Source organism: Vibrio sp. 10N.239.311.G01 (assembly GCF_041465805.1).
Classification (GTDB): Bacteria; Pseudomonadota; Gammaproteobacteria; order Enterobacterales; family Vibrionaceae; genus Vibrio; species Vibrio crassostreae_C.
In genome coordinates, this window is sequence record NZ_JBFSRM010000031.1 from 1 (window position 1) to 11,642 (window position 11,642).

The following is an 11,642-nucleotide window of genomic DNA, read 5'->3' on the forward strand; positions in this document are numbered from 1 at the left end:
CACAACGGTATGCTAAGAACAAAAATGCCGTTCACTCTTAAGTGAACGGCATTAACCTTTTAGGGCAGCTTTTATAAAAAGTATCGCAAGGGTAGCAATAACTAGAAACAATATTTACGAATAGATTTACTCAGAACATCAATCGTTGGATCGATAAAATCGAAGCTTAGGAACTCATCTGGTTGGTGAGCTTGGTCGATAGAGCCCGGCCCCAGCACTAAGGTTGGGCAAAGTTCTTGAAGGAAAGGTGCCTCAGTGCAGTAGTTGACGGTTTGCGATTCAATCTCACAAACGGATTCCATGCCACCAATAAATGGATGGTCGTGTTGGCACTCATAACCTGGGATAGGTTCGTGCAGTGGCGTAATCTCGATTCTGCCCGGCCATTTTGCTTCCACTTCTTTAAGTGCGCTGCGCAGCATGTTATCCAAGCCATCTAGGCTGATACCTGGCAAAGGACGCACATCATAGTGCAGCTCACAGCAACCACAGATACGGTTGGCACTGTCGCCACCGTGGATATGGCCAAGGTTTAGAGTGGGGCTTGGAATTGCGAAACCCGGGTGGTGATACTCTTTGACTAGCTTGTCACGCAGTTGCATTAAAGCGAACAACACTTCATGCATGATCTCGATGGCGTTGACACCTAATGCAGGATCAGAAGAGTGACCTGATTTACCCGTTACTCGCACAGCGTTAGCAACATGGCCTTTATGGCCACGAATCGGCACAAGGCTGGTTGGCTCACCAATAATGCAGTAATCCGGTTTAAACGGTGCATTTTCAGTGAAATGACGCGCACCCAGCATGGTGGTCTCTTCGTCACAGGTTGCCAATACATATAGCGGCTTGGTCTGTTTGCTCCAATCCATCTTCTTTGCCGCTTCATAAACGAAAGCGAAAAAGCCTTTCATATCGGCTGTGCCTAATCCATAGAAGCGATTGTTGTGTTCTGTTAGTGCGTGAGGGTCGAAGTTCCAACGTCCTTCATCAAATGGCACTGTGTCGCTGTGTCCTGCGAGTAGCAAGCCACCTTCGCCCGATCCCATCTTAGCGACCATATTATGCTTGCCGGGTTCGACTTCCACGACTTCAACGCTAAAGCCTACGTCTTTAAACCATTGAGCCATTTTTTCGATCACTTTCTCGTTGCCATGATCCCAGCTTGGATCGGTCGAGCTAATAGAGTCTGTGGAAATTAGGCCTTTGTAGACCTCAAGAAAACTCGGTAATTGCATAATAACTTCACTTCTACTATTGACAGGAAAACCATAAGTCGGTAAAACACATATTAAATCATATTTAATGCATAAGAAATCAAATAAAGCTAAAAATTAAGTATGAATAGTCAAATTTGAAATGTAACTTACCTCAAAAATGGATGTGTTGAGATGTTGAAAACCACGATCATTGGCGCAAGCGGCTACACAGGAGCAGAACTGGCTCTAATGATAAACAGACACCCTGAGCTCACGCTATCAGGTTTATATGTCTCAGCCAATAGTGTAGACGCAGGTAAACCTATTGCGGCACTGCACGGTAAGTTAGCTGGCTTGATTGATATGCCAGTACAACCTTTAACAAATCCGGAAGAAGTAGCTAAACAATCTGATGTGATTTTCTTAGCAACGGCACACGAAGTCAGTCACGACCTAGCGCCAATTTTTCTAGAGAACGATTGCCAAGTCTTCGACCTATCGGGTGCATTCAGAGTTAAAGGCGAAAACTTCTATCAAGAGTTTTACGGTTTTGAACATCAACACGAACAATGGCTAGACAAAGCGGCTTACGGTTTAGCTGAGTGGAACGAACAAGAAATTAAAGAAGCTCAGCTTGTCGCTGTCGCGGGTTGTTACCCAACCGCATCACAACTGGCGATTAAGCCTTTGGTTGAAGCCAAGTTACTGGATGAAAACCAATGGCCAGTGATTAACGCAACCAGCGGTGTGACTGGTGCAGGCCGCAAGGCGACGATGGTCAACAGCTTCTGCGAAGTGAGCTTGCAAGCTTATGGTGTATTCAATCACCGTCATCAACCTGAAATGGCTGCACATTTAGGATGTGATGTGATTTTTACCCCGCACCTCGGCAACTTTAAGCGTGGCATTTTGGCAACCATTACCATGAAATTGGCTGAAGGCGTGACAGAACAACAGATACAAGATGCCTTCGAGCAAGCTTACCAAGGTAAACCTGCGGTGAGATTACTCGAAGAGACATTGCCAAGAATTCAAGATGTAGAGCAGACGCCTTTCTGCGACTTAGGTTGGAAGGTTCAAGGTCATCACATCATCGTTGTTTCAGCGATTGATAACTTATTAAAGGGTGCATCTAGCCAAGCGATGCAGTGTTTGAATTTACGTTATGGTTTTGCGCCATTAACTGCGTTAGTGTAAGGAAATCTAGATATGAGCCTTAATAATCAACCATTAATCATAAAGTTAGGTGGCGCTGCGCTATCTTGTGGTGAAACACTTAGCAAGTTATTTGGTGCTATCTCTGCTTACCAACAACAGGCACAACGACCAATCGTGATTGTTCACGGCGGCGGTTACCTTGTTGATGATTTGATGAATAAGTTGAACCTCGAAACCGTTAAGAAAGAAGGGCTACGTGTTACTCCTTATGATCAGATCCCAGTGATCGCTGGTGCATTAGCGGGCACGGCGAATAAATTACTTCAAGGTCAGGCGATTAAAGACGGTATCAATGCCGTTGGTTTAAGCCTAGCAGACGGTGGTTTATGCAAAGTGAGCGAACTGAACCCTGAACTGGGGGCGGTAGGAAAAGCGGAGCCGGGCGACTCAACCGTTCTGCAAGCGATTCTTAATGCGGGCGCACTGCCTATCATTAGCTCGATTGGTCTGACTGAGCAAGGCCAACTGATGAACGTCAATGCCGACCAAGCTGCGGTTGCCGTTGCAGGCGCACTTGATGCTGAACTGGTACTGCTTTCTGATGTAAGTGGTGTGTTGGATGGCAAAGGTCACCTCATTCCAAGCCTTAATCAACAACAAGCTGATGACCTTATTACAGGCAAAGTGATTACCGACGGCATGATCGTTAAGGTTCAAGCCGCACTAGAAGCCGCTAACGACCTTGGACGACCAATCGAAGTTGCCACTTGGCGATACCCAGAAAAGCTAACACAACTGTTTTCAGGTAAAAGCATAGGAACACAGTTTTTACCTCAGTAGGTCTCACAACGAGTCACTACTTAAAGAATTTAGACAAATTAAATAAACATATAATTATGAAGTCATTTCCAACGCTGACCGCCATGTGCAGTATGGAAACTAGGAGAAAGAAAATGAGCAAAGTTAACGTAAAGAAAGTTGTAGTAGCCTACTCTGGCGGTCTAGACACATCAGTAATCATTCCATGGTTGAAAGAGAACTATGACTGTGAAGTGGTTGCGTTTGTTGCGGATGTTGGTCAAGGCGACGAAGAGTTGATTGGTATCGAAGAGAAAGCAAAAGCTTCTGGTGCATCTGAGTGTTACATCGCAGACCTTAAAGAAGAGATGGTTGCTGACTACATCTACCCAACGCTGAAAACGGGCGCTTACTACGAAGGTAAATACCTACTAGGTACGTCGATGGCGCGTCCAATCATCGCGAAAGCACAGGTTGAAGTCGCACGTAAAGTAGGTGCAGACGCACTGTGTCACGGCTGTACTGGTAAAGGTAATGACCAAGTTCGTTTTGAAGGCGCATTTGCTGCACTAGCACCTGATCTACACGTAATTGCACCATGGCGTGAATGGGATCTAGTGAGTCGTGAAGAGTGTCTAGATTACCTGGCTGAGCGTAACATCCCTTGTACGGCTTCTCTTACTAAGATTTACTCGCGTGATGCAAACGCATGGCACATCTCAACAGAAGGCGGCGTTCTAGAAAACACATGGAATGCACCTAACGAAGATTGCTGGGCTTGGACTGTAGACCCTGAGCAAGCGCCAAACGAATCTGAAACAGTGACGCTTAAAGTTGAAAAAGGCGAAGTGGTTGCGGTTGATGGCGAAACAATGACGCCATACAACGCACTGGTTTACCTAAACGAGAAAGGTGCTAAGCACGGTGTTGGTCGTATCGATATCGTAGAGAACCGTCTTGTTGGCATGAAGTCTCGTGGTTGTTACGAAACTCCGGGTGGCACAATCATGATGGAAGCACTGCGTGCAGTAGAGCAACTGGTTCTTGATAAAGCGGCATTCGAATTCCGTGAAGAGCTCGGTGTTAAGGCTTCTCACCTTGTATACGATGGTCGTTGGTTCACTCCACTATGTAAGTCAATCCTTGCCGCGACAGAAGAGCTAGCACAAGACGTGAATGGTGAAGTGGTTATCAAGCTTTACAAAGGCCATGCAACGGTGACTCAGAAGCGTTCTGACAACAGCCTGTACTCAGAAGAGTTTGCAACCTTTGGTGAAGATGAAGTTTACGACCAAAGCCATGCTGAAGGCTTCATCCGCCTTTACTCGCTATCAAGCCGTATCCGTGCTTTGAATAGCCAAAAGTAATCCTAACAATGAGTTAGTGAGCTAGCCTTTGATGAAAGATTGAAGGTTAGTAAACAGACATTATTATGCAAAGCCCATTCACTATTGATTAGTGAGTGGGCTTTTGACTTTCTATTTGCCTAATAAATCAGCTTCGGTTTTTCCTATCGGATGGCATATAATTCGCGCTCCACGCTAAAAATAATCAATGGATTGAACTGTTGGTGAATAAATATGTGAAAATAATGAATTAATACTTTATTTTCATTTTGAATTGCCGTAAGTTTAAACCATCAGAAAAATACTGAATCTTAATCAGAATTATCATTTGCAAAAACAGTGAGCACTGTGCAATTAGGAGATACACAATGGCATTATGGGGCGGTAGATTTACCCAAGCAGCAGACACCCGGTTCAAAGATTTTAACGATTCTCTTCGTTTTGATTACCGATTGGCTGAGCAAGACATTGTGGGCTCAATTGCCTGGTCTAAAGCTCTACTGTCGGTCAACGTATTAACAGAAGAAGAGCAACAGAAGCTTGAGTTAGCGCTGAATGAGCTAAAACTTGAGGTGATGGAAGATCCTGAACAGATTCTACGTTCTGATGCAGAAGATATTCACAGCTGGGTTGAGCAGCAACTTATCGGCAAAGTCGGTGACTTGGGCAAAAAACTTCACACTGGCCGTTCTCGTAACGACCAAGTGGCGACAGACCTGAAACTATGGTGTCGTCAGCAAGGTAACCAACTGCTACTGGCATTGGATCGCCTACAAAGCCAAATGGTGAACGTTGCTTCTCAGCATCAAGAAACCGTGCTTCCTGGCTACACTCACTTACAACGTGCTCAGCCGGTAACTTTTGCTCACTGGTGCTTGGCTTACGTTGAAATGCTTGAGCGTGATTATTCACGTTTGAATGATGCGATTAAGCGTCTAGACACATGTCCGCTGGGTTCTGGTGCCCTTGCTGGAACAGCTTACCCGATGGACCGTGAAGAGTTAGCTCACAACTTAGGTTTCCGTCGTGCAACGCGCAACTCTCTAGATTCAGTTTCTGACCGCGACCATGTGATGGAGCTAATGTCGATTGCTTCTATCTCTATGCTTCACCTTTCGCGTCTTGCAGAAGATATGATTTTCTACAACTCAGGTGAATCAAACTTCATCGAGTTAGCGGATACCGTGACGTCAGGTTCATCTCTGATGCCACAAAAGAAAAACCCAGATGCGCTAGAGCTTATCCGTGGCAAAACTGGCCGTGTTTACGGTTCATTAGCGGCAATGATGATGACAGTAAAAGCTCTGCCTTTGGCGTACAACAAAGACATGCAAGAAGATAAAGAAGGTCTGTTCGACGCTTTAGATACTTGGAATGATTGTATGGAAATGGCAGCACTCTGTTTTGACGGCATTAAAGTGAACGGCGAACGTACACTTGAAGCCGCGAAACAAGGCTACGCGAACTCAACTGAATTGGCTGATTACCTAGTAGCGAAAGGGATTCCTTTCCGTGAAGCTCACCATATTGTTGGTGTGACGGTAGTGGCGGCGATTGCTAAAGGCTGTGCATTAGAAGAATTAACCATCGCAGAGATGAAAGAGTTCTCTGAGGTGATTGAGGAAGATGTGTATGACATCCTGACCATTGAATCGTGTCTTGAAAAACGTAGCGCGCTAGGCGGTGTATCTCCACAGCAAGTGGCTTACGCGGTTGACCAAGCTGAGAAACGTTTATCACAGCGTGATACGTCCATCGTCAAGGTTCGTCCTGCTCGTCTGACCGATATTGAAGCGTTGGAAGGTATGGTCGCTTACTGGGCGAACATGGGTGAAAACCTACCTCGTTCTCGTAATGAACTGGTGCGTGATATTGGCTCGTTTGCGGTCGCAGAGCATCATGGTGAGGTGACAGGTTGTGCATCACTCTATGTGTATGACTCTGGCCTAGCGGAAATCCGTTCACTGGGTGTCGAAGCTGGCTGGCAAGGTCAAGGGCAGGGTACCGCAATTGTGCAGCACTTGGTTGAGAAAGCGCGACAAATGGCCATCAAGAAGGTGTTTGTGCTGACTCGTACTCCAGAGTTCTTTATGAAGCATGATTTCTTACCAACATCGAAATCTCTGCTGCCTGAGAAGGTACTGAAAGATTGTGACCAGTGTCCTCGTCAACATGCGTGTGATGAAGTGGCATTGGAAGTGAACTTGGTAGAGCAGATAATTGCTAAGGTTAATGTTGCATAAGGCATTGATTTTATAGCTCCTAAAAAAAAGATCAAAAATATGATCTTTTTTGGGAACAAACTAAGAAAAGCCCGGTCTATTAAAGTACCACTGCTTTTTCTTAGAATTTTCTAAGAAAGCCCTAGAATCGATTGGTTCTGGGGCTTTTTTCTATCTGCTGTTTGGGAAATGATGACGGCTTGCTAAGGCGAGTCATTTAATTGGACATCTAGCCTTTATCACTTATCTAGCAAAGTCTCTCTGTTAACGCTTTTTGTTCCTTAAAGGCAGCACGACAAACTTCATTATCCAATGCAACGACAACAAGCCACTGAATGCGAAAGCGGCCATCATCAAAGCGATGGCATTGATGGTTTTTGGGTCTTCTCTGAAAAACAGCCACCATACTCCCCAACTCAAAATCGACAACACCATCAGCTGATTCATGCAACGCTGGCAGCGACCGAGCTTGTTACGGATTTTTTCACTTTTATTGCAATGAATGCATGTCATCTTGGGTTTGATTCGCGTTATGCTTGTTGCCCTGATAATAACACGTCACAAGATATTGGATCACGGTGACACAGAGAGAGAAAGTCGATGATTGAGCGCCAAGAAACCAAGCAACGTATGAGCCGTATTGTTAAACACAACGGTACTATCTACCTATGTGGCCAAGTTTGTGCTGATGCAACTAAAGACATCACTGAACAAACTCAAACCATGTTAGATAAAGTAGAAGCGCTACTTGAGCAAGCAGGCAGCGACAAAGAGCACATGCTGTCAGCAACGATTTACTTGAAAGACATGAAAGACTTCCAAGAAATGAATGCAGTGTGGGATGCATGGGTACCAGAAGGTCACGCTCCAGCTCGCGCATGTGTGACAGGCGACATGGCTCGCGAAGCGCTACTTGTTGAGATCTCTGTGATTGCTGCTGAGAAGTAATTGCTTAAAGCTTTTAGTGACGCAATGGCTTCAAGAAATTCCAGATACCTCGTCCCTCGGTTCTGGAATGACGAGTTTAGTTTTGGTTTAGCTGATGCGTCACTTTGGTCTGCTTCAGCTTAGATGCGTTTTTAAAACGACCATCACACTGATTGGCTTCGGCTCAGATGTGCGTTAAAAGTTACGTCATTCCCGTTAGCGACGAAGGAGCGTAATCGGGAATCTATAGTTTGCTCGTTGCCAAAAACAAAAAGGAAAGCCAATGGCTTTCCTTTTTAGTATCTAACGTTTGTTAACTGCTAATTGACTGGCGCTAGTCTGAGATTAACAGCCCGGGCCACAATCCAGACAGTGTTTCACCATCTCTGGACCTAGGTGCAGTTTCGCATTCAGGTCACGTAGGGCAGTTCGTACACCCTCTTCGATTACTGGGTGGTAGAACGGCATGTCTAGCATCTCAGAAACCGTCATCTTGTTCTGGTGTGCCCATGCTAATAAGTGAGCCAAGTGTTCTGCGTTTGGTCCCATCATCTCAGCACCAAGGAAGCGGCCTGTGCCTTGCTCGCCGTATACGTGCAGAATACCTTTGTTGCGAAGCATCACTCGTGAACGACCTTGGTTTTCGAAAGACACTTCACCCGTTGCGAAACAGCCACATGTGCCTAAGCGTGTGGTGATCTCTTTGTAGGTTTCACCAACCATCGCGATTTGCGGGTCAGAGAATACTGCCGAGATTTTAGAGCGGCGTAGGCCTGCACGAATCTCTGGGAAGCGACCTGCATTGTCACCCGCAATACGAGCTTGGTCTGCTGCTTCATGCAGTAGAGGCAGTTGGTTACTCGCATCACCAGCGATAAATATTGATGGTAGTGATGTTTGTAGCGTGTAGTGGTCTGCGATTGGCACACCACGTTCATCAAGCTCTAGAGAGGTATTCTCTAAGCCAAGCTTGTCAGTGTTAGGGCGACGACCTGTTGCTGCTAGTACGTATTCAACGACGTTAGTTTCTAATTCACCTTGTTTATTGATGAACTGGATTTCGACACGTGGCTCACCCGATTCAGTGGTAATGCGCTTCATGCTTTCGATTTTCACGTCGGCATCGAGATAGAACTCTTCATTGAAAGCTTTATCTGCATAAGCCATGATCTCTGGATCAGTTACTGGGCCAACTTGACCACCCAAACCGAACAGTTTGGTCTTCACACCTAAGCGGTGCAGTGACTGACCAAGCTCAAGACCAATAACACCAGGGCCAAATACCGCAACCGATTCTGGTAAATCATCCCAGCTGAACACGTCGTCGTTAATGATCAGGCGATCGCCAAGCTCATTCCAAACGGCAGGGTATGCAGGGCGAGAACCGGTCGCGATAACAATACGCTTAGCGGTGACAACCGTGTGGTCATCAATTTGTAGTGTGTTGTCATCTAAGAACTTTGCGTAGCCAGAGATCTTGTCTTGCTCTGGGATTTCATCAACACCTTCTAAAACAAAACCAACAAAACGGTCACGCTCAAACTTCACTCGGTCCATCACTTCACGGCCGTTAATCACGATATCACCTTGTGGGTGAACGCCAAAAGCCGGAGCTTTCTCGATTTGGTGTACGCTTTCCGCAGCTGCAATAAGCAGTTTAGATGGCATACAACCAACGCGAGCACAGGTAGTACCGTAAGGGCCACCTTCAATCATCACGACACTGTCAGTGTGTGCTTTTGCAGCGCGGTAAGAACCTAAACCTGCCGTACCGCCCCCGATAACTGCTACATCTACATTGACTTGTTTCATAATAATTTTCTCGCAATGGCTAAATTTGGTTTGAACGAACCCCTCCAACTCTGATGATTTTTTGAGAGTCAGGATTGCGGGTCAGTTTTGTGATTCTGTTTTATTAGGTTTAGCTTGTGACTCTGCTTTTATTGCTAACTATAGGTTAGTAAAAGACAGGCGAGTCACCAGCTATATTCTTTTTCCCAAAACTCAGATAAGAGTGTTTGGAATAGCTAACCCACAAGAGGGTGGGTTAGCTGATACTTCTAAGCCTATATCGGCGATGAAGCGATTAGCCTAGGAAAGTTTCTAGTTCTTCACTACCACCGATGTGTTTGCCACCGATGAATACTTGAGGAACGGTAGTGCGACCAGAGATTGCACGTAGGCTTACTGTTGTTGCATCTTTACCTAGAACCACTTCTTCGTAGTTCAGACCTTTGTCGATTAGGTTCTGTTTTGCTTTCATACAGAAAGGACAGCCTGGCTTAGTGAATACTGTGATTGACTCTTGCTCTTTGTGCTCAGGAGCAAGGTAGTTAAGCATAGTATCTGCATCAGAAACCTTGAACGGGTCGCCTGGTACGTCTTCTTCGATGAACATTTTTTCTACCACGCCGTTTTTAACCAGCATGCTGTAACGCCATGAACGTTTGCCGAAGCCGATGTCGTTTTTCTCAACTAGCATACCCATGCCGTCTGTGAAATCACCGTTACCATCTGGGATGAATGTGATGTTTTCCGCTTCTTGGTCTGCTTTCCAAGCGTTCATTACGAATGTGTCGTTTACTGAAACACACAGAATGTCATCAACACCGTTTTCTTTGAATACAGAGTGTAGCTCGTTGTAACGAGGTAGGTGGCTTGACGAACATGTTGGCGTAAACGCACCTGGTAGGCTGAATACGATAACTGTCTTGTCTTTGAATAGCTCTTCAGTAGTTACGTTAACCCATGCATCACCTTGGCGAGTTGGGAATGTTACTTGAGGGATTGATTGACCTTCTTTAGATGCAAACATATTGATTTCCTTAAATAGTATTTTTAATTTTGTTCTATCAGAGCTTAACGTTTTTCTTCGCTCTGTTTCGTTTCGTTGAGCCCATTATTAGATAAATCCTTTGATAGCTCTAATCGTTTGATGTTATGGTTTTGATAGGTAAATTCTATCAAGAGCATTTTTCTTTTAAATGTTTCTATTAGAACCCTTGTTCTTATTAAAACCTGAGGTAAGAGACTGAGCATGAACATTCGTGACTTTGAATACTTGGTGGCGCTCGCAGAGCATAAACACTTCCGAAAAGCGGCAGAAGCGTGCTTTGTCAGTCAGCCGACACTAAGCGGTCAAATACGCAAACTCGAAGATGAAATTGGACTTCAGTTAACCGAGCGTAGTCCAAGGAAGGTGATATTTACAGAATCAGGGTTACAACTTGTTGAACAAGCCAAGCGTATTCTCAATGAAGTGAAAACTTTTAAAGATATGGCGAGTGGACACGGTGAAGCGATGACGGGGCCAATGCACATTGGTTTTATTCCAACCGTGGGTCCTTACATCTTGCCTAAGATTGTTCCTCATCTTAAAGAGAGCTTCCCAGATCTTGAGCTTTACCTGCATGAAGCTCAGACCCATCAGTTAGTGAGCCAACTTGAAGATGGCAAGCTTGATTGCTTAGTACTGGCTGCGGTTGATGAAACGGCGGTGTTCAAAGAGATCGATGTGTATGACGAGCCGTTAAGTGTTGCCGTTCCATGTGACCACGAGTGGGCTCAGCAAGACACTGTCGATATGCTGCAGCTAAATGGACAAACCGTACTTGCGCTAGGTGACGGTCACTGTTTGAGAGACCAAGCCTTGGGCTTCTGTTTTGCTGCGGGCGCCAAAGATGATGAGCGCTTTAAGGCAACCAGCTTAGAAACGCTGCGTAACATGGTCGCGGCGGGGGCGGGGATTACCTTGCTTCCTCAGCTATCGGTGCCGAAAGAGAAGCAGAAAGACGGTGTGTGTTACGTACCTGCTGTGAATCCAACACCTTCACGTCGCATTGTTGTTGCCTACCGTCCGGGCTCTCCATTGAAGGGACGTTTCGAGCAATTGGCTGAGACGATTCGAACTCAACTGGAGAAGACGGCTTAGCGCTTGAATTTAGAGCCTAGTCTGGTCAGATATAGATATAAAAAAAGGGTTGATATGAATG

11 protein-coding genes are annotated in these 11,642 nt (G+C 45.5%); 6 read left to right on the plus strand and 5 right to left on the minus strand.

Annotated features, from left to right (window positions below; genetic code table 11):
- Nucleotides 1-101 precede the first annotated feature (101 nt).
- Nucleotides 102-1,238 carry an acetylornithine deacetylase gene (gene argE / locus AB6D06_RS19560; protein WP_004729680.1) on the minus strand — a complete coding sequence of 379 codons (1,137 nt, stop codon included), beginning with the start codon at nucleotides 1,236-1,238 and terminating at the stop codon, nucleotides 102-104.
- Nucleotides 1,239-1,391: 153 nt separating this feature from the next.
- On the opposite strand from argE, the gene argC reads away from it, so the two are divergent.
- The 4 genes from argC (at nucleotide 1,392) to argH (ending at nucleotide 6,744) form a co-directional block, all read left to right on the plus strand.
- Nucleotides 1,392-2,396 (plus strand): N-acetyl-gamma-glutamyl-phosphate reductase, encoded by a 1,005-nt coding sequence (gene argC, locus AB6D06_RS19565; RefSeq protein WP_017061139.1) that lies wholly within the window; start codon nucleotides 1,392-1,394, stop codon nucleotides 2,394-2,396.
- A gap of 12 nt (nucleotides 2,397-2,408) precedes the next feature.
- Nucleotides 2,409-3,197 carry an acetylglutamate kinase gene (gene argB, locus AB6D06_RS19570; protein ID WP_017061138.1) on the plus strand — a complete coding sequence of 263 codons (789 nt, stop codon included), beginning with the start codon at nucleotides 2,409-2,411 and terminating at the stop codon, nucleotides 3,195-3,197.
- Nucleotides 3,198-3,310: 113 nt separating this feature from the next.
- On the plus strand, nucleotides 3,311-4,522 hold the full coding sequence (locus AB6D06_RS19575) for an argininosuccinate synthase (protein WP_017061137.1): 1,212 nt from the start codon (nucleotides 3,311-3,313) through the stop codon (nucleotides 4,520-4,522).
- 347 nt (nucleotides 4,523-4,869) lie between these two features.
- Nucleotides 4,870-6,744, plus strand: coding sequence for an argininosuccinate lyase (gene argH / locus AB6D06_RS19580; protein WP_017061136.1), 1,875 nt, complete (start codon nucleotides 4,870-4,872; stop codon nucleotides 6,742-6,744).
- 243 nt (nucleotides 6,745-6,987) lie between these two features.
- Here argH and AB6D06_RS19585 read toward each other — a convergent pair whose 3' ends face one another.
- A complete protein-coding gene (locus AB6D06_RS19585) occupies nucleotides 6,988-7,236 on the minus strand; it encodes a DUF3624 domain-containing protein (RefSeq protein WP_050642919.1) in 249 nt (82 codons plus the stop codon).
- 87 nt (nucleotides 7,237-7,323) lie between these two features.
- Between AB6D06_RS19585 and AB6D06_RS19590 the strand changes: the two genes are divergently transcribed.
- Nucleotides 7,324-7,671, plus strand: a complete 348-nt coding sequence (locus AB6D06_RS19590; protein ID WP_004729674.1) for a RidA family protein — start codon at nucleotides 7,324-7,326, stop codon at nucleotides 7,669-7,671.
- A 324-nt stretch (nucleotides 7,672-7,995) separates the two neighbouring features.
- Here the strand turns inward: AB6D06_RS19590 and AB6D06_RS19595 are convergent, their stop codons facing one another.
- From AB6D06_RS19595 to AB6D06_RS19605, 3 genes are all read right to left on the minus strand, one after another.
- A complete protein-coding gene (locus AB6D06_RS19595) occupies nucleotides 7,996-9,462 on the minus strand; it encodes a dihydrolipoyl dehydrogenase (RefSeq protein ID WP_017061134.1) in 1,467 nt (488 codons plus the stop codon).
- A 274-nt stretch (nucleotides 9,463-9,736) separates the two neighbouring features.
- Complete coding sequence (locus AB6D06_RS19600; protein WP_017061133.1) at nucleotides 9,737-10,465, minus strand: glutathione peroxidase; 729 nt, start codon at nucleotides 10,463-10,465, stop codon at nucleotides 9,737-9,739.
- A gap of 44 nt (nucleotides 10,466-10,509) precedes the next feature.
- A complete protein-coding gene (locus AB6D06_RS19605) occupies nucleotides 10,510-10,689 on the minus strand; it encodes a hypothetical protein (protein ID WP_229647423.1) in 180 nt (59 codons plus the stop codon).
- Between AB6D06_RS19605 and oxyR the strand changes: the two genes are divergently transcribed.
- On the plus strand, nucleotides 10,688-11,581 hold the full coding sequence (gene oxyR / locus AB6D06_RS19610; RefSeq protein WP_017061132.1) for a DNA-binding transcriptional regulator OxyR: 894 nt from the start codon (nucleotides 10,688-10,690) through the stop codon (nucleotides 11,579-11,581). The genes AB6D06_RS19605 and oxyR overlap by 2 nt on opposite strands.
- Nucleotides 11,582-11,642 lie beyond the last annotated feature (61 nt).